This window comes from Rothia sp. ND6WE1A (assembly GCF_001683935.1).
In the GTDB taxonomy this organism is placed as follows: Bacteria; Actinomycetota; Actinomycetes; order Actinomycetales; family Micrococcaceae; genus Rothia; species Rothia amarae.
This window is the reverse complement of sequence record NZ_LXTU01000002.1, coordinates 97,721-116,555: the sequence shown is the minus strand read 5'-3', so window position 1 is coordinate 116,555 and position 18,835 is coordinate 97,721. Positions and strand designations below refer to the sequence as shown.

Annotated in this window: 16 protein-coding genes and 2 pseudogenes; 1 reads left to right on the top strand and 17 read right to left on the bottom strand. The window is 52.3% G+C overall.

Going from position 1 to position 18,835, the window contains the following annotated elements:
- Window position 1 precedes the first annotated feature (1 nt).
- From argF to A7E48_RS00710, 4 genes and pseudogenes are all read right to left on the bottom strand, one after another.
- Complete coding sequence (gene argF / locus A7E48_RS00720; protein ID WP_068168129.1) at window positions 2-934, bottom strand: ornithine carbamoyltransferase; 933 nt, start codon at window positions 932-934, stop codon at window positions 2-4.
- Between the two features lie 110 nt (window positions 935-1,044).
- A pseudogene (locus A7E48_RS00715) lies at window positions 1,045-2,135 on the bottom strand (aminotransferase class III-fold pyridoxal phosphate-dependent enzyme).
- The gene (locus A7E48_RS11525; RefSeq protein ID WP_369796744.1) at window positions 2,081-2,269 is read right to left on the bottom strand and encodes a hypothetical protein; all 189 of its coding nucleotides are present in this window, start codon (window positions 2,267-2,269) and stop codon (window positions 2,081-2,083) included. The pseudogene A7E48_RS00715 and the gene A7E48_RS11525 overlap by 55 nt, the downstream one beginning before the upstream one ends.
- 26 nt (window positions 2,270-2,295) lie before the next feature.
- Window positions 2,296-2,949, bottom strand: a pseudogene (locus A7E48_RS00710) (NAD(P)-binding domain-containing protein); the annotation flags it as partial.
- Between the two features lie 128 nt (window positions 2,950-3,077).
- On the opposite strand from A7E48_RS00710, the gene A7E48_RS00705 reads away from it, so the two are divergent.
- Window positions 3,078-4,058: a quinone oxidoreductase gene (locus A7E48_RS00705; protein WP_068168122.1), complete on the top strand. Its 981-nt coding sequence runs from the start codon at window positions 3,078-3,080 to the stop codon at window positions 4,056-4,058.
- Window positions 4,059-4,064: 6 nt separating this feature from the next.
- Here A7E48_RS00705 and A7E48_RS00700 read toward each other — a convergent pair whose 3' ends face one another.
- The 13 genes from A7E48_RS00700 to A7E48_RS00640 form a co-directional block, all read right to left on the bottom strand.
- Window positions 4,065-4,700, bottom strand: a complete 636-nt coding sequence (locus A7E48_RS00700) for a hypothetical protein (protein WP_068168119.1) — start codon at window positions 4,698-4,700, stop codon at window positions 4,065-4,067.
- A 132-nt stretch (window positions 4,701-4,832) separates the two neighbouring features.
- A complete protein-coding gene (pheT, locus tag A7E48_RS00695; RefSeq protein WP_068168117.1) occupies window positions 4,833-7,385 on the bottom strand; it encodes a phenylalanine--tRNA ligase subunit beta in 2,553 nt (850 codons plus the stop codon).
- Window positions 7,386-7,387: 2 nt separating this feature from the next.
- Window positions 7,388-8,512 carry a phenylalanine--tRNA ligase subunit alpha gene (gene pheS, locus A7E48_RS00690; RefSeq protein ID WP_068168114.1) on the bottom strand — a complete coding sequence of 375 codons (1,125 nt, stop codon included), beginning with the start codon at window positions 8,510-8,512 and terminating at the stop codon, window positions 7,388-7,390.
- 130 nt (window positions 8,513-8,642) lie between these two features.
- On the bottom strand, window positions 8,643-9,221 hold the full coding sequence (locus A7E48_RS00685; RefSeq protein WP_068168109.1) for a hypothetical protein: 579 nt from the start codon (window positions 9,219-9,221) through the stop codon (window positions 8,643-8,645).
- A gap of 177 nt (window positions 9,222-9,398) precedes the next feature.
- A complete protein-coding gene (locus A7E48_RS00680) occupies window positions 9,399-9,941 on the bottom strand; it encodes a hypothetical protein (RefSeq protein WP_068168106.1) in 543 nt (180 codons plus the stop codon).
- 118 nt (window positions 9,942-10,059) lie between these two features.
- Complete coding sequence (efeB, locus tag A7E48_RS00675; RefSeq protein WP_068168102.1) at window positions 10,060-11,388, bottom strand: iron uptake transporter deferrochelatase/peroxidase subunit; 1,329 nt, start codon at window positions 11,386-11,388, stop codon at window positions 10,060-10,062.
- A gap of 9 nt (window positions 11,389-11,397) precedes the next feature.
- Window positions 11,398-12,576, bottom strand: a complete 1,179-nt coding sequence (gene efeO, locus A7E48_RS00670; RefSeq protein WP_068168099.1) for an iron uptake system protein EfeO — start codon at window positions 12,574-12,576, stop codon at window positions 11,398-11,400.
- A 49-nt stretch (window positions 12,577-12,625) separates the two neighbouring features.
- On the bottom strand, window positions 12,626-13,465 hold the full coding sequence (gene efeU / locus A7E48_RS00665; protein WP_068168096.1) for an iron uptake transporter permease EfeU: 840 nt from the start codon (window positions 13,463-13,465) through the stop codon (window positions 12,626-12,628).
- Between the two features lie 109 nt (window positions 13,466-13,574).
- Window positions 13,575-14,420: an HpcH/HpaI aldolase/citrate lyase family protein gene (locus tag A7E48_RS00660; RefSeq protein WP_068168095.1), complete on the bottom strand. Its 846-nt coding sequence runs from the start codon at window positions 14,418-14,420 to the stop codon at window positions 13,575-13,577.
- A gap of 5 nt (window positions 14,421-14,425) precedes the next feature.
- Window positions 14,426-15,211 carry a 2-oxo-hept-4-ene-1,7-dioate hydratase gene (gene hpaH / locus A7E48_RS00655; protein ID WP_068168092.1) on the bottom strand — a complete coding sequence of 262 codons (786 nt, stop codon included), beginning with the start codon at window positions 15,209-15,211 and terminating at the stop codon, window positions 14,426-14,428.
- Window positions 15,212-15,394: 183 nt separating this feature from the next.
- Window positions 15,395-16,507, bottom strand: a complete 1,113-nt coding sequence (gene hpaD / locus A7E48_RS00650) for a 3,4-dihydroxyphenylacetate 2,3-dioxygenase (protein ID WP_068168089.1) — start codon at window positions 16,505-16,507, stop codon at window positions 15,395-15,397.
- Window positions 16,508-16,594: 87 nt separating this feature from the next.
- On the bottom strand, window positions 16,595-18,115 hold the full coding sequence (gene hpaE / locus A7E48_RS00645) for a 5-carboxymethyl-2-hydroxymuconate semialdehyde dehydrogenase (protein ID WP_068168088.1): 1,521 nt from the start codon (window positions 18,113-18,115) through the stop codon (window positions 16,595-16,597).
- Between the two features lie 27 nt (window positions 18,116-18,142).
- A complete protein-coding gene (locus A7E48_RS00640; RefSeq protein WP_068168085.1) occupies window positions 18,143-18,835 on the bottom strand; it encodes a GntR family transcriptional regulator in 693 nt (230 codons plus the stop codon).

Here is an 18,835-nt window from a genome sequence, read left to right as displayed (position 1 = left end):
ATTATCGGGTAATTGATTCTTCAAGTAAAAATGTGAGAAGTGCTTTTTGGGCGTGTAGCCGGTTTTCGGCTTCGTCCCACACCACTGATTGGGGGCCGTCTATGACGTCAGCGGTGACTTCGAAGCCTCGATAGGCGGGTAGGCAGTGCATAAAGATTGCATGATCGTTCGCCTTAGCCATTGCTCCGGAATCTACTTGATAGGGGCGGAAGATGCTTTCGCGTTGACCTTTTTCTTCCTCTTGCCCCATTGATATCCAAGTATCGGTAATGACAACATTGGCTCCCTGCAGTGCTTTCTCGGGGTTATCGGTGATGAGGATGGTGGCGCCGGTTTCTTCAGCCCGCTGATGTGCTTCCTGAACAACGGTTGAATCGGGTTGATAATCGGCAGGACCAGCAATATGGACGTTCATTCCCGCCGTCGCTCCCCCCAGCAGGTAGGAGTGCGCCATGTTGTTGGCTGCATCGCCCAGGTAAGCCAGAGTTTTACCCCTCAAATCACCTATATTTTCTTGCATGGTTTGAAGGTCTGCAAGTATTTGGCAGGGATGATATTGGTCAGAAAGTGCGTTAACGACAGGCACTGTTGCGTGTGCCGCCATCTTTTCCAGCCCTTCCTGTGCGGATGTTCGCCAGACAATAGCAGATGCCATACGGGTAAGTACCCGAGATGTATCTTCAATAGATTCTTTATGACCTAGTTGCGATTCACCCGAGTCCATCACCAGCGGGAAACCCCCCATTTCAGCAATTCCCGTGGCAAATGAGACGCGAGTTCGAGTGGAGGTCTTGTCGAAAATTACCACAACTGTTTGGGGGCCGCTGAGCGGTTGTTGAGAAAACCGATCAGCTTTAAACTCTGCTGCTAGACGCAGCACGCGAGCCTGCTCCATGGGCGTGAGATCTGTGTCTTTCAGAAAGTGTCGAACCATGATTTTCTCCTGTTTATACATGCACCAATTAGTTTATGAATCGGCACTCTCAATAATTATAAGGCTAGATAGCGATATTTATGCACTATATGCATATAAAATCTATTTGTTTAGGACGCCGCGGCTTCAGCGATAATTGATTCCAGAGCATCAGCAAAACTACTCAGCTCGGCAGCGCTGATAATCAGGGGCGGGGCAATACGTAAAGTTTTCGCATCCGTTGCGTTGAGGATAAAACCTTTTTCGCGGGCAATATATACGCAGCGAGGAGCCAGGGGGTCACCGGATGCTGTAACATCTGACTCCAGCTGAATTCCAATCAGTAAACCCGCACCGCTGGTGCTTGCTACCCCTACTACTTTCTCAATGTGCGCTCGCACGCTGTTACCCAGATGCTGAGCTGATGCCAGTAGATTCTCTTCTTCAATCACAGAGAGAGTCGCCAATGCTGCAGCGCATGCCAGCGGGTTACCGCCAAAGGTAGTTCCGTGCATCCCTGCTTGCAAAATCGAAAGATTTTCTGCACCGTTCACTAGCAAAGCGCCGATAGGGAACCCGCCCCCAAGGCCCTTAGCCAGGGTGATCGCATCGGGCATAGACTGCGCGTCAAGTTCGCGGGTACATTCCAACCAACGGCCAGTGCGGCCCATCCCCGTTTGTACCTCGTCCACAATGAGGAACGCGTTCTTCTGACGGGTAAGTTCGCGCGCTTTCTACAGGTAGCCACCGGGAAGCGGCAACACTCCGGCTTCTCCTTGAATAGGCTCTACAAATAATGCTGCAACATCATCCGTGAGGTTTTCTTCTAAAGCCGCAATCGTTGCAGGAATATGTTTGATTCCTCCGGGCAACGGTTCAAAAGGCTCCCGATAAGCAGGCTTCCACGTCAGCGACAACGCACCGACCGTTCGTCCATGGAATCCATGGTCGAGTGCAAGAATAGTCTTTTTTCCGTGCTGGTTGGCAAAACGACGGGCGAGTTTATAGGCGGCTTCGTTCGCTTCAGTTCCCGAGTTGCAGAAAAAAGCTTGAACGGGTTCAGCGGAATTAAAAAGCTCAGAGAGCTTGCTACCCAGAGCAATCTGCTGAGGCGTGGTAAAGAGATTAGAAATATGAGCTAGTCGCTTGCCTGTTCGTTGACGGCTTTCACCCACCTAGGGTGGGCATACCCCAAGGCGTTGACGGCAATTCCCGCCAGCAAATCAAGATAGCGTTTGCCGTTGACATCCTCAAGAAGACAACCTTTTCTTTTTCAACCACCAACCCCGGATCACCAAAGACCCCCAGCAGATCTTGGGGGTACTGATCCATTAATGATTTTTCCATATCAGTCATAGCGATATTCCTCGAATCGACGCAGATTCAATCCCAGGTGTATGCCGGTGCATTCCACCTACCCCATAGGGACTCATAGATCCCATGGATTCGGAACCCAACAAATGAGGTTTCAAGCTCTTGCCCGCGCCGCTTACTCCTGATGCGGCTACGATAAAGACGTCGTCCGCCTCCAGTAGCTACCCCTGAAACCCCGGCAGCAACGCAAGAATACTTGCGGTGGGATAGCAACCTGGCACTGCAATGCGCTTCGTGTTTTCTAGATTTTCCCGTTGCTTCTGACCGCTAGGAAAGGTGAACTCAGGCAACCCGTAGGGCCATGATCCTGCGTATTCAGTGCCGTAGTACTGCTTCCAGTCAACAGCATTGATGAGTCGGTGGTCGGCCCCTGCATCGATGACCAGGGTATCTTCACTGAGTTCTGCGGCTAGTTCTCCCGATGCACCGTGCGGTAGGGCGAGAAAGACGACGTCGTGCCCCCGTAAAGCGTCCGCAGTAGTTTCCTGCAACACCATCGTCGAATACTTTCGCAGGTGCGGTGCTATTTCTCCCAGTCGTTGACCTGCTTGGCTGTTGGCGCACATGGTTTTTACGTCCACCTCGGGGTGGGAGGTGAGCAAACGAAGAACTTCGCCGCCTGCGTCCCCGGTGGCATCTGAGACTGCAACTGAATGTGTCATGGAGCCGCCATAACGCGTATTTATACGAATATAAACATATTTATTCATATAATTTGGAATTTATAGCAATGTTTCTTTTTCTTTCGTGCATACTCAAACTCCCAGGGGGCTGGAGTAGTCTAGAACACATGCATACTCCACAGACTCAAAACGTTGCCCTTGTCCAAGAAACTGGAGACCCGAGCGTCCTGCGCCCATCGCAAGCTCCTGTGCCCCCTCCTGGCGCCCACGAACTGTTAGTCAAAACGCGCGCTACCGGGGTCAACTTTATAGAAACCTACCAACGAGCCGGCGTCTATTCAGTAAAGCTCCCTTTCATACCTGGCGGAGAGGCATGCGGAATCGTAGAAGCGGTGGGTGATCAAGTGAGCGAATTTTCTGTAGGCGATCGAATCACCACCGCTTCAGCTACCCAAACCTACGGGGAATTCTTTACCGTACCCGAAGAATTTGCCGCTGCCGTTCCAGACGAGATTTCAGATGAGATTGCTGCAGCGCTCCCCCTACAAGGCATGACTGCTCACTATCTCACCCGCTCAACCTTCGCCGTCAACCCCGAACACACCGTTCTCCTCCACGCAGGAGCAGGCGGGGTAGGAGGAATAGCGATTCAACTACTCAAGTCAATCGGCGCTACGGTTATTACTACCGTCTCCACCGAAGAAAAGAAACGTATCGCGCTCAACCACGGTGCAGATCATGTGCTCTTCTACGACAACTTTGCCGAAGAAACCCTAGAAATTACTCAGGGCAAAGGTGTGGACGTCGCCTACGACTCAGTAGGCAAAACAACATTTGACCAAACCCTCAAAACCCTCAAGACGCGTGGAACCGCCGTCCTCTTCGGGGGCGCATCCGGGCAGGTACCGCCCTTTGACCTCCAACAGCTAAATGCCTTAGGTTCGCTGTACGTTACCCGTCCCACCCTGGCTCACTACACGCTCAACCGCCCTGAATTCCTGTGGAGAATGAATGAGCTCTTTGACCGTATTCTGGCCAAAGAGCTCACTGTTACTATTGATCACATTTTTCCTCTGACTCAAGCAAGCCAAGCCCACGAATATCTTGAAGGGCGGCATACTCGTGGAAAAGTCTTGCTCATGCCTTAGATGAGACTAGTCAAGGTCTTCCTCAGCACGAGCGCGACGGTTGAGGAAGATCGCCGCAAAAACACCAGCTGCAAAAACAACGACGGCACCAATCAGCGACGCCCAGCCCATAATCTGCTGCTGAGAAACTAGAGAAGAAGTAACGGGTTTGAGGCTACCTTTTTCGCCTGTTCGCACAACTTCAACCTGGTGATCTCCGGTTTTAGCCAGAAGAGCATCGACGTCCTTGTCAAAATCGCCCTCAACCGAACTGTTTTGAGTTCCGCGGAACTGAACCGTCTCACCCGGCTGAATCTTCTTTGAATCATTCAGGTTAGAAACATAGGTAATTTCTTTGAGCTGGTCATCTGCAGGAACCGCGCCGCTATAGATAGCCACATTAGATTTGGTCTGCAGGTCAGGAGTCAAATCAACATACGTGCCGCTCATGACCCAGCTCTTGTCCTCATATCCCTTGTTCTGATTAGCTTCGGAAAGCTGGCGGATTCCCAAAACGCAGAGGAAAATTGCCACAATGGTTGCCAAAAGCACCATTGCCACAGTCAACCAGCGTCCGCGATTATCTACCTCGTTTTCATAGACATCATCTTCTGCCATCTCAAAGAAAGAATCGTTGTCTATTTCCTGAGGTTCGTGAACCATAAAAATACTCCAAAATTTAAGGTGCTTGGGGGGCTAACACTACAGTCTACAAGGGATAACTGAAAAAAGGCGGTGTTCTTCGGTTGAAGAACACCGCCCTATCCTCCTTCAAAGAAGAGAATCCAAGGATTTTTAGCCGCGCAAAACTGCTCCAAAACGTTCGGCAGCAACTGCAATAGCAGCTTCACGAGATGCCGAGGCTTCTTCGGCGGTGAGCGTGCGATCGTCGGCACGGAAACGTAGCGCAAATGCTACAGATTTCTTGCCCTCTTCGATTCCCACCCCCCGATAATCGTCAAAGACCCGAATATCTTCCAGCAAATCTCCTGCGCCTTCAGCGAGAGCAGCTGAGATTTCTGCAGCGGGAACGGTAGCGTCAACTATTAACGCTACGTCCTGGTTAGTTGCGGGGTAACCGAAGATACCGTATGCCTCCACCCGGTCGGATTTGTCGTTGAGCATACGAGTGAAATCAACTTCGAAGGCACACGTGCGCTCCGGCAAATCGTTATCCTTGAGTAGCTTGGGGTGAAGTTCCCCCGCGAATCCTAAGGTTTCACCCTCGGAGTTGCGCAATTCTGCCGTTCTACCTGGATGAAACGCCTGGTGCGTTCCCTGAACCACACTGATTTCTGTCCCTGTTGCATCTGCAATCAGCTGAACTGCATCCAATGCATCGCGCCAATCGTAGGCACGAGCCGTTGTTCCCGGCATTTCAGCGTGCTCATTTCCTGCAAACAAACCGGCAACGTAGCGCGGCTGAAAGGGAATACCAGCGTTGAGATCGGCCAAGACGTCGTCACCAGGTTTGACGCCGAGCCCTGGGATATGTGTTGAACCGGTCTGAGAACCGGGAATAAATACATGCCCTGATTCAAAAATCGCCAAGTTCTTGAAGCCACGAGAAAGGTTGCGTTTGAATACCTCTACTAAACCGGGCATCAGAGAACGGCGCATCCATGCCTGGGTCTCAGCAATGGGGTTTGCCAGCTTAATAGACTCAAGCTTCTGACCCGCTTCGGGAGCCGCCCAAAGGTTATTAGCAGTCTGTGCAACGAATGGGTATGCCTGAACTTCGGTCATACCTGCCGCGGCAAGCGCATCGAGCACCCGACGTCGTGCGACTTGCTCGTCGGTGTAACCGCGACCGGGAGGAGCAACGGGAAGGGTAGAAGGAATCTTGTCATAACCTACCAGGCGAGCGATTTCCTCGGTGAGATCTTCCTTATCGGCAATATCTGGTCGCCACGAAGGAGCTGTTACCTTGAAATTTTCCCCGGAGGATACTACTTCGGCACCGATTTCAGTGAGAGCATCAACAATTTGAGCTTCCGAGTACTCTACGCCAACTCGCGCAGAGGTGTAACCGGTAGGCAGCTCGATGGGTTCGTTCTCCACCGTGTTATTGAAATCGGTGACACCTTCTTCCACCGTTGCCCCTGCAAGTTCAACCAAAAGGTCAACCGCTCGCTGAGCTGCTGCTGCTTGCAGCTTGAAGTCCACTCCGCGTTCAAAACGCTTTGAAGCATCGGATGAAAGCTTGTGGCGGCGAGAGGTACGAGCGATGGACACCTCATCGAAACGAGCAGCTTCAATAATGATGGTGGTGGTGTCCGACGAAGTTTCCGTGGTCGCCCCGCCCATCACGCCAGCAAGACCAATAGGGCCTGACTGATCGCAGATGAGCAAATCTTCAGTGTTCAGTTCCCGAGTCTTATCGTCAAGTGTCGTGAGCTTCTCACCGGTGCGCGCCCGGCGAACGACGATTCCGCCGTCCAGTTTGTCTGCATCGTAAAAGTGCAGAGGCTGTCCAGTCTCCAGCATCACGTAGTTTGAGATATCAACGGGAAGCGAAATGGAGCGGACACCAGCCAAGCGGAGTCGGGACGACATCCAGGTGGGGGTCGGTGCAGCGGAATTTACTCCGGAAACCTGTCGCGCTACAAAGCGTGTGCAACCAACGTTCCCGTGGATGGGTGCCTCATCGGAGATTTCAACGGGCAATCCCGAGTTATTTGCAGCCGGTGCACGCTCTGCCAGGTCCAATACAAAATCTTCAAACTCAGTGTGAGTGGCGTGGCAGTATTCCCGGGCGATTCCTCGGATAGAGAAGGCGTAACCGCGATCCGGTGTCACGTTAACTTCAGCGGCCTGATCGTAGAGCCCCAAAAGTTCCATAGCATCCGTACCGATTTCTGGATCTAACCCGATATCTGAAAGTACGAGGATACCGTTGTGGTCATCGCCAATGCCCAGTTCGCGTACCGAAGCAATCATGCCGGCGGACTTATGCCCGTAGGTCTTACGAGCGGTAATCGCGAATCCGCCGGGTAGAACAGCACCAGGAAGAGTAACAACGACCTTGTCCCCTACCTTGAAATTATGAGCGCCACAGATAATGCCCTGAACGCCTGATTCTTCGATTCCTTTTCCAGTGAGAGTCTGAGGCTGCCCTTCAGGAACAACCCGAACCTGGCACCAGTTCACTGTCTTACCGTTGGAGTGAGTTTCCGGTTCCATCGAAAGAACCTGACCCACCACAATCGGGCCGGAAAGTTCATCGGTGGGGCGGTGAACAGCTTCTTCTTCAAAGCCGACAGTCACTAGAGTTTCCATGACGTCTTCGGCAGTTGCATCTGCAGGGACCGGTGCGTATTCACGCAACCAAGAAAGTGGGATACGCATTATTAAATCTCCATTCCGAACTGCTGGCTGAAGCGAATGTCGCCTTCGATGATGTCGTGCATGTCGGGAACATCGTTACGGAACATCAGAGTTCTCTCGATACCCATGCCAAATGCGAAGCCTGAATAGACTTCAGAATCAATACCCGCGGCGCGCAATACATTGGGGTGCACCATGCCGCAGCCGCCCCATTCAATCCACTGGGGTCCGCCCTTAGCGCCGGGATGCCAGAGGTCCAGCTCAGCAGATGGTTCGGTAAAAGGGAAGTAGTTAGGACGCAGGCGAATTTTCGCTTCGGGGCCAAACATTTCTTTCACCATGTGGTTCAACGTGCCTTTGAGATGGGCCATAGTCAGTCCCTTGTCAACAGCCAGACCTTCAATCTGGTGGAAGACCGGGGTGTGGGTAGCGTCTAGTTCATCGGTGCGGTACACGCGACCGGGGCAGACGACGTAGACGGGCAACTCGCGGGTCAACAACGAGCGCATCTGAACCGGAGACGTATGAGTACGAAGGAGCAGGTGTGCTTCTGCAGGTTCGATGAAGAAAGTATCTTGTAGTTCGCGCGCGGGGTGATCCGGCTTGAAGTTCAAGGAATCGAAGTTGAACCATTCGGATTCGATTTCTGGGCCGTCTGCAACTTCCCAGCCCATCGCCACGAAAGTATCGGTGAGGCGTTCCTGGAGAATACCCAAGGGGTGGCGTCCGCCTAGGGGGCGGCGAGGTGATGCTGCGGTGACGTCGACCGCTTCTTCCACAAGAATGCGAGCGTCGCGTTCTTCTTCTAGTTCGTGAGTGCGAGCATCAATTGCTTTGGTGAGGCGGCCGCGGGCTTGACCCATGAGCTTGCCAACCTCAGCTTTGTGTTCTTTGCTCAATTCGCGCATCTGCTTGTTGGCAAGGGTAAATGAACCCTTATCCCCCAAGAATGCCAAACGTGTTTCTTTCAGCTCGTCGAAAGAAGCTGAATGTTCTTTGATTGCTGTGTTGGCTCGTTCAAATTCGTCGGTAAATGCCTGACGAACGGTGTCGAGCCCGTTCTCAGAACTTTCCAGAACATCTTTGATATTCGCCAGAATCCGATATGATTCGGGCGTATTTGCGTTCTGGGGCAAAGATTCGCTCATGAATTACTCATCTCTTAACGCGGTGGCTGGGTGCTGAGCCCAGTTTCATTCGTTCCCTAGTTTAGTAGGTGGGCGCAAGTCTTGCGATTCGCGCCCACCTACTGGTTCAAAAGATGAGCTAACTCAAACTTTATTTACGCAGTCCACGATGGAGCTTGGGCTGGTTAGTCTGATAGAGCCAGATGCAGTTGAAGAGTACGACGCCCGAGCAAAGTACTGCCGCAATTACACCGAGAATGTTTCCGCTGAAAAAACCGAAGACTGCCCAAATAATCCCCATCACGATTCCGATGAGAGAAAAAGCAATGCCAATCATACGCCCGTTATTTTCGCGGCGGTTCATGAGATAGGCAACGAGCCCGTAAAGGAAGAGGGCAGTAATCACCTGGCAGACTCCGGCAGCAATGGCTGCGCCGGAGGATAGGTTACCAATTCTTGCAGCAATTTGAGCATTTTGCGTAAATCCCAAGATGATGGCACCTACGAAACAAAGAGCAGACCCCAACAAAACCCACTGAGATTTCTGGATAGCGGGGTTCGGAGTACGTGGCGAGGGGCTAAAGGCGTACCCTGCGTTGGTTGCAAACGGATTGATTGCCTGGTCTTGCTGCTTGGAGAAACCTTGGTCTTGGTAGGTGTTGTAGTCCCCGTACGTCGAACTAGTTCCATAACCGCTTTCGTGCAGTAATTCAGTTTTAGACGGTGCCATTGTATTTTCCCAACGCTTGAAGTACGTAGTTTTGTCCTTTAAGGGTATCGACCGAAACCCATTGTTGCATCATTGATTCCAAATATTTTGAGCATATTTTTCGTGCTTAAATACTTCATCCCCGCTGGGGCGGGGATGAAGTGGTGAGGAGGCCCTCGTAGGTCACGCGGGGTTTGGTTAGACCAAGTTAGCTTTCGTATCAGAGTGGAATGCACGCATCAGCCAGAAAATATTGACGATAAAAAATGCCAGATACACGATGGTGGAAAGCAGCCCCCACGGCATCTCGATAAAGAGCAAACCAAAGATACCGAAGAAAGCACCGATAGTGCCCAAGATACAAAACACGATGCCGGTGATTCGACCAGATTTTTTACCCTTCTTGATTAGGCTGTACACCAGGGCGTAGAGCGCAAGGCCAATGACCAGACCCAAGATACCGCTAAGGAGGGGATCCGTCTGAAAAGCTCCGGAGTCGCTACTGGCGCTCAGCGTAATCCCCGACTCTTGAACAGGAGTAAAAATACCCAAAATCTGAGTGAGGGCGAAGACCGTAGCGGACCCTAGAGTAAGAGACAGTAAGGACTTCACACGAGGATGCTGTCCGGGGGGATAGATTGCACCCGTGGCGGGATAGTTATTTTCGATGGATATAGCCTGAGTATCACTCGGTGCGTGGCTATAACCGGGGTTTTGGTTCTGAGGTGGAGGAATAGACACAGTGAACTCCTGATATCGGCGTTGTGCTTCATTGCACAAACTGAATAAGTATGTGATTTATAAAATACCTTAAGTACGCCGTGACCAGGAGTTTTCGCCGTTTCGTTACGCCGTCGTCTCAATCAATAGCGATTTTCGCCGCTTTGAATAAACCTGATGCAATGAAATCATTCTCGTCTTTGCAGCCCGGTGGGATAGCAAACAACGCATTTGAAGTATGACGTAAGTATTCGCTCAGTGCATCAGAACGCATCATCGTGCGCAATAGCGGAACAAAATGAGTGCGAGGATCCCGCACATAGGCTATGAAAAACAGCCCCGCATCAAGGTGGCCCAAACCATCGGTGCCATCCGTATAGTTGAATCCGCGACGAAGCATCTGCACTCCCCCATTCATCTGCGGGTGCATCAGTCGAACGTGAGAATCAACCGGAATAATCGGCCCCTTTTTGCCCTGCATGTCGAACTGGGGAGCATCAAATTCGCCTCCGCCAGAAAGCGGCGCGCCACTGACTTTAGTGCGGCCCACGATATCTTCCTGCTCCTGAAGAGGCGCCCTATCCCAGGTTTCAATCATCATGCGGATTCGACGCACGGCACAATATGAGCCGCTTGCCATCCACTGGGCAGGTTCCTTCTCATCCTGGGTATCCACCCACACGTGTTCTTGAAGAAGCTCCGGCTCTTCAGTTTTAAGATTGGCAGTACCGTCCTTAAACCCAAACAAATTTCGCGGAGTTGCCTGTTGGGTACTGGTGGAGGACGTGCGCCCAAACCCTAGCTGACTCCACTTGACGACCGCGCGTCCTGAAGCAATACGCACCAAGTTACGAATAGCGTGCACGGCAACCTGAGGATCATCGGCACACGCTTGAATGCACAAATCACCACCGCTACGAGCCTCTTCCAACATGTCCCCGCTCATATGGGGCACGTCAATGAGGCCCTCGGGCATGTGGTCTTTAAGACCGAACCGATCGTTACCTTGCTCATCAACAAATAGAGATCGACCTAGCCCAAAGGTGATACTCAGGTGCGAAGCAGAAAGGTCTAGCGCTTCACCGGTGTCATCCGGCGGCGCTTTATAGGAGGTTTCCTCCCCCACCGGTTGCCCCGACATCAACCGCGCGCTCGCCTCAGACCAGTCTTTAAAGAGCTTAACCAGCTGCTCCACTTTCTCGGTCTTGACCGTCAACCCCACAAAATGAAGGCGGTCTTGCACAGGGGTATCTATTCCAGGCTGGTGTTCGCCCCAAAACTCGTAGGAGTCGGAAACAGTTTCCTCGGATGAGTTCTGGTGGTTTCCCCAGGCATAGCCGCCCGCCACCGCGCCGGTGAGCGCAGCTGCTCCAGCCACACCCCCGAAGACAGCTCGACGACTGACGCCTGAAGTTTTTTCGTCAGACGATGAAACAGGCTGGTGAATGGGATTCGGTTCAGTATTCATGGGATTCTTCTAGGAGACAACGACGCCGGTGAGCTTACTCAAAGGCTCGCTGAGGGCATCAATAGAGTCGGATAGTTCACGCACTTGGTCTTCACTAAGCTCGGTGTAAGACACGAATCCTTCGCCCTCCCGATGCTGGTCGAGGAGAGTTTGCACGTCTTTGAATTTTTCGTCGATGTTGGACGCTAATTCAGAGTCTTTTTTCTCCACGATAGGGCGAAGATCTTCGAAAGCTACCCGAGCGCCGTCAACGTTTCCTTGAAAGTCCGAAAGATCTGTATGCGACCAGATTTCTTCTTCACCGGTGACTTTAGATGCGGTAACTTCATCAAGGAGACCCTTGGCGCCGTTAGCAATCTGATCCACCGTCAAATCGACATCGCGGGTCTTCTCGTAGAGGGAATTGGTGTCGGTGACCAGTTGTTCGGCAACTCTAGCGCGTTCAGCATCGGTGAGGGCAGTGTAGGTTTTGCCATCGTTTTCAGCAGGTTTAGGCTGCCAGAGATCTTTTTCTATCTTGTGCCATCCGGTCCATTCCTGGCCTTCTTCAACGTCGGCTTCGCGGGCGTCTAGCTTGGGATCAAGATCGCCAAATGACTCAGCAACAGGTTCTATACGTTCGAAATGCAATCGCGCCTGGGGGTAGAGTACACGCGCCTTCTCGAAGTCACCAGACTGATATGCTTCGGCGAAGTCACCAGTAGCGGTCTTGAGCTGCTCTACCTGGTCCTTGACATAGGAGGTGTACTGGGAAATGGCGGTATCGCGCAGAGCCTGCTCATCAGCAGAAACAGCGGTGGCATCGGGGTTCGATGTAACCGTTAGATCTCCCACGATGCCGTCGCCCACCATGCCCGGCTTACAGGAAGTCTTGTACTTACCTTCGGCAAGTTCCACCGTGAGATCACGGCTAATACTCGGGCCAATATTCTCTACTTCGGAGAGAATACGCAATCCATCTTCTGCCAGAACGTAGAATTCGGTTACTTCGTTACCGTCGTTCTTCACGGAGAAGGTAGTCTTTCCTGCCTTTACCTCGGTGGTAGAGAGCTTGCATTCGGAGGCGGTGGAAGTAACAGATACGGTGCCGTCTGAATCGCTGGCACCCTTATTATTCGGAGTGCACCCGGTCAGCGCCATTGCTAGCAGGGAGACAGACACACCTGAAATAAGTAGAGGTTTTTTCACGGTTTTTCCTTGAAATTCAATGGGGTGATAGAGATGTGAGAAAGAAAAATTAAGAAGCGACGCTCGCAACGGCAGTCTTAGGTGAGACTTTGGGAGCACGGTAGGAGCGGACAAAGAAGGTCAGCACAATAGCTACATAAAGTACCCAGACGATGGCTTCCAGCCAGGTGGTTGCCGGAGAAAAATTGAAAATTCCCTTGAGGAGTGTGCCTGCGACCGACGTTGGCGGAATAGTATCCGATACATCGAAAGCAAGGTGGTGCAGTCCGGGCAGAATACCGGCTTCTTGAAGATCATGCACACCGTAGGCAAGAACCCCTGCTGCTACAAAAATAAGAAACGCGCCTGTCCACTTGAAAAATTTTGAGAGGTTCAGTTTAAGGACACCGCGCATCAAAAGCCAGGCAAGAAGTACCGCGAGGAGGATACCAAGAAGGGCACCGACGAGCGCCAATGAGCCCGAACCTGCTGATTGCGATGCTGCCCAGAGAAACAGCGCCGTTTCGAGTCCTTCTCGACCTACTGAAAGAGCCGCCAGAAGAATGACTCCCCAGGTGCTAGTTTCCACCGCATCGATACGCTGTCCCAGTTGTTTGGAGAGATTGCGTGAGTTCTCTGCCATCCAGAAAATCATCCACGTCACAAACCCCACGGCGATGATAGACAGCGCACCGCCAATTGCTTCCTGTGCTTCGAAAGTGAGACCGTTGGGTCCGAAAGTCAGGAAAGCTCCAAATCCTAGCGATATCAGAATCGCCAGCGAAACACCCATCCAAATTTTAGGTAGCAAAAATGCGCGGTTTGTTTTGCGAACGTAAGCAATCAAAATTCCTACGATGAGGGCTGCTTCCAGTCCTTCTCGCAGACCGATGAGGAAATTTTGAAACACGATGAGGTGCTTTCTCTAGGATTACCTGAGCTTTTACTTAGGCATACCTAATGATACGACCCTCACATCTTTATCTCCAAATATTTAGGTATATTTTCATGCGCTAATTCTAGTAACTGGAGGTAATCTGCTTACCGCCTTGATCGCGGCGCCATAACTGCGCTAAATTCTCGGTTGCTCGCGCTAAAAGTGCCACATCCGCACCAATGTTAATAAAGTCCGCTCCCGCGAGGAGATACTCTTGCGCCTGCTCCTGATCAAAGGCATTCACACCCACGATTTTGCCGCGCTCATTCGCTTTCTTGATGACCTCCAAAACAGCAGAAACAACTTCTTCATGATTCTGCTGCCCTAAATACCCCATCGATGCTGCTAGGTCTGAAGGACCAATGAAAAGCGCATCAACACCCTCCACCGCCAAAATCTCATCGACGTTTTTGACTCCCTCAGCAGATTCGATTTGAACCACCAAAGAGATCGATGCGCGGGCATTCGCTAGATACTGAGGCACACGGTTCCACCTGGCCGAACGGGCAAGCGCCGACCCCACTCCTCGGACGCCGGAGCCGGGGTATTCCACCGCAGCGGCCGCTGCCCGCGCGTCGTCGGCAGTATCGACCATAGGTACAAGCAAGGATTGAGCACCCAAATCTAGATACTGCTTAATGGTGACTTCATGATTGGAGGGCACGCGCACCAGAGCCAGCGTTGGGTAAGCAGCTACAGTACGGAGTTGATTCTGGATGTTTTGCAACGACAGCGGCGCATGCTCACCATCAATCAGAAGGTAGTCAAAACCCGCTCCGGCACAAATCTCTGCGACTCCTGCATCACCAGAGCAGACAAAAAGTCCAGTGACCGGTGCGTCAGAATTTTGCTGGGCAGTAGGGCTGAAGAGATCTTTGAAGCTGGGAGGCAAACCGGGGGCGGAGAGGTTTGCCTCATCCGCCAGCATCTTTTTTACTCGAAGCGACATGAAATTGACCCCAAATCACCATAGTCAGCATGCACTGTGTCTCCGGGGTAAACCCACATTGGCTTGGTGAAAGACCCAGCCAATATTATTTCTCCCGCTTTCAACGAATCACCGTGCTGAGCAAGTTTGTTAGCCAGCCACACCACGCCCATCGCAGGGTGGTTCAGCACCGCAGCCGCAACCCCAGTATCTTCAATCGTTTCGTTGCGATACAAGAGTGCCGAAATCCATCGCAAATCTACCGCATCAGGAGCTATGGGAGTTCCGCCATAAATCATGCCACCGAGTGCGGCATTATCGCTGATGGTATCGACGATGGTGCGGCCTTCCATCTCGATCCGTGAGCTCAAAATTTCTAGCGCGGGAACCACATAGTCAGTAGCTTTGAGCACATCAAAAATGGTGGTGTTTGGCCCCTTCACATCATCTTTGAGGACGAACGCTAGCTCCACCTCGATGCGTACGTTCGAGAATTGGGCGTGTTCAATCACTGATCCGTTCTCAAATATTTGATCGGCAAAAATTGCACCATAATCAGGTTCAGTAATGCCGGTGGCTTCCTGCATCACCTTGGAGGTGAGCCCAATTTTTCGCCCCGCCAGTCGGCGTCCTGCGGCCTCGCCCCGTGCTCGCCAGGTGTTTTGTACCGCATAGGAATCTTCTACTGTCATCTCTGGGTATTGAGCGGTGAGGCGGGGAATCATGGTCCGAGACTTCTCAGCCTCTGCCAGATTATCTGCAATCGTGGTGAGTTGTTCTTCGGTGAGCATGTTCTTCCTTGGAATGGACAACGGATGAAACGGAGGCTGCAGAGCAAACCACAGGGCTAATACTCTGATGTACCGGATGGGTAGAGATGCGCGGGGGCTCTGTCTGACCGAGGGGCCAGCGTGAGGGAGGGAGCATTTCCCCGCACACCTCTATCCAGTAGGTTTATAGGTATAACAGCCCTGTTAGAGCTGGTGCCCCAGTTTGTACTCGCCCTGCTTCCACTCGGGCATTGACTCTTCGCCCTCCTCCTTACGGGTGTAGGAGAAGCCATCTGCTCCGATGGTTTGTGCCATTTCGGAGTCGTCGGTGCGTTCGGTCAAGGGCATGAGGTTGCCGTCGAGGTCGAGTACACGGGAGGCATCGGTGTACCAGGAAGGTACGACGGGCGTACCCCACCAGTCGCGACGTTGGTTGTCGTGGACATCCCAGGTCACGCGGGGGTTGTCAGGGTCACCGGTGTAGTAATCCTGAGTGTAGATTTCTACGCGGTGACCGTCTGGGTCGCGCAGATAGAGGTAGTAGGCGTTGGAGACGCCGTGACGCCCGGGGCCGCGTTCAATGTGGTCGGAGAGGCGAAGAGCACCTAGTTTGTCGCAGATTGCGATGATGTTGTGCTTTTCGTGGGTTGCGAATGCTACGTGGTGCATGCGGGGACCATCGCCGCCGGTCATTGCGGTGTCGTGAACAGTGGGCTTACGGCGCATCCATGCGGCGTAGGAGGTACCCTCTGCATCCTGAATATCTTCAGTCACGCGGAATCCGAGGTCTTCCATGTAGGCAACTGCCTTGGGAACATCAGGGGTGACCTGGTTGAAGTGGTCCAGTCGGACCAAAGCGCCGGGGGTGTAAACATGGTAGTCCCAGCACAGACGCTTCACGTGTTCGACGTCGTAGAAGAATTCGTAGGGGAACCCTAGCGGATCTTGGACTCGTACTGAATCGCCCAGTCCTTTAACAAATCCCTCTTTGTTGCGGCGTACTTCGCAGCCGCGCGCAGCGTAAAATTTCTCTGCTTTATCGAGGTCTTCAGGAGTGCGAACGCGGTAGGAGAAGGCTGCTACCGCAGGTGTATCGCCTTTACGAAGAATCAGGTTGTGGTGGATAAATTCTTCGAGCGAGCGCAGGTAGATTGCATCGTCGTCTTCTTCGGTGACGACGAGGCCGAGCACATCTACGTAAAAATCTCGTGAGCGTTTCAAGTCGGTGACGACTAATTCCATGGATGCACAACGCAGCACATCGGGTGCATCTGCATCTGGGGTAACGACGTCGTAGCTGACAAATTCTGGTGCCATGATCTTACTTTCTTATCTAGTGTTCTGGCTCGGGGCTTCTTTGACCTCAACCAGAACGGTGTATTTGGCATAAGCGCCTTCGGTGGTTTAGTCGGCTTTGCCGAAAACAGGGTTGTGAACTTCACCCAGGTTGATGTGGACGGCTTGCTGGTCGGTATAGAAATCGATGGAGCGGTAGCCACCTTCGTGCCCGAGCCCGGATGCCTTCACTCCGCCAAAGGGGGTGCGCAAATCACGAACGTTGTTGGAGTTCAGCCATACCATGCCCGCTTCTACTGCCTGGGAGAAGTTGTGGGCACGCTGCAGATTAGAAGTCCAGATGTATGCTGCCAATCCGTATTTGGTGTTATTGGCAAGTTCGAGTGCTTCTTCTTCGGTATCGAAAGGAGTAATGGCTACTACAGGACCAAATATTTCTTCCTGGAAGATACGAGCGTCGGGAGCGACGTCGGCAAATACAGTGGGCTGCACAAAGTTGCCCTCGGGGAACTCTTCGGGGCGTCCGCCACCGGCAACCAGTCGGCCTTCTTCCTTGCCGAGTTCGACATAACTCATCACTTTTTCGAAGTGCTCGGGGTGCACCAGCGCCCCGACTTCGGTTTTCGGATCCGAGGGAAGACCTACCTTAACTCGTTTAGCCTGAGCCGCATAGCGCTCAACGAATTCATCGTAAATTCCACGCTGGACGATAATGCGTGAACCAGCGGTGCAACGCTCGCCGTTCAAAGAGAACACACCAAAGATGGTGGCGTTGACGGCGGTTTCCAGGTCGGCGTCGTCAAAGACTACAGCCGGTGACTTGCCGCCGAGCTCCATGGAAAGACCCTTGAGGAAGGGTGCTGAATTTCCAAAGATAATCTGGCCGGTCTTGGACTCACCGGTGAAGGAAATCAGAGGAACGTCAGGATGCTTCACCAGCGAATCGCCTGCGGTCTCGCCAAACCCGTTCACCAGGTTGAACACGCCTTGGGGCAAGCCTGCTTCTTCAAAAATGCCTGCCCACAGTGATGCCGAAAGCGGTGTGAATTCAGCAGGCTTGAGCACCACGGTGTTGCCGGTAGCCAACGCAGGGGCCAGTTTCCAGGATTCCAACATGAACGGCGTATTCCAGGGGGTAATCAAACCCGCAACGCCAATAGGCTTACGGTTGACATAGTTAATCTGCCGCCCCGGCACCTTGAAGGTGTCGTCTGACTGAGCCACAATCAAATCTGCAAAGAAGCGGAAATTCTCTGCGGCGCGTCGCGCCTGGCCCTTCGCCTGTGTAATAGGCAAACCAGAATCATAGGATTCCATTTCGGCAAGAACTTGCTCACGGGACTCCACGATGTCTGCGATTTTGGTCAGAATGCGAGCGCGTTCGCGAGGTAGCATCGTGGGCCAGGGGCCGTTTTTGAAGGCTTCTTTAGCTGCTTTAACAGCTGCTTCGATGTCTTCTTTTTTGCCGGAGGCTGCTTTGATATAGGGCTTATTGGTGACTGGGTCGAGTACATCGAAGGTATCACCGTCGATTGAATCGACAAATTGCCCGTTGATATAGTGCTGAATCTTCTCTGGCAAGTCAGCGGGCTGTGCAGCTTTGCGATCAGTGATGGTTTCGGTGGTCATCGTCAAACTCCTTCGTTTGTTCTGAATCTAGAGGGTTCGGTGGGTCTTCCAGTGGTTAGTAAGGTACGTTTCTAAGGTAGCGGTGCGGTGTGCTCGCACAGCTTCTTCAATGCCTCGCCCCGTAGAACTAGTCTCAATGAGATCGAGTAATTGATAGTGCTCTGCAACTGATTCTCTAGCCCTGTTTGGCACAAATGAAAACGATGAAGTTCTAATATTGTTCAACCGTTCCCACTCAGAATCTGCAAGCTCGCTGAGTCGGTGGTTGGGGCATTTGGAGTAGAGAATTTGGTGAAATTCTTGATTTTTCTGGGTGAAGGTTTTGGGGTCAAAATTTGCCAGTGATTGCTCCATTTCCCGATTGATGGATCGTGCTACTGCGAGATCCCGGTCGGTAAGGTAGGCGAAGGACAACGCGGTTGCCGCTCCTTCCAGCACGCCGAGGGTTTCCATAATCACTCGGTATTCTGATTCATCAACCATCGCAACGCTGGCTCCGACGTTGCGCTCAAAATTTACGATCCCTTCAGCTTCTAAACGGCGTACGGCTTCTCGTACCGGCACAACGGACATATCGAGGTTTGTGGCAATAGTGGAAAGAACCAGTCTGTAGCCAGGGGTGAACTCTCCGCTGGTAATTCGTTCTTTAATCCACAGATATGCCAGTTGTGCTTTGGAAAGCTCGGTACTTGTGGTCGTCAGGGGTGGCGTGCTCGTCAT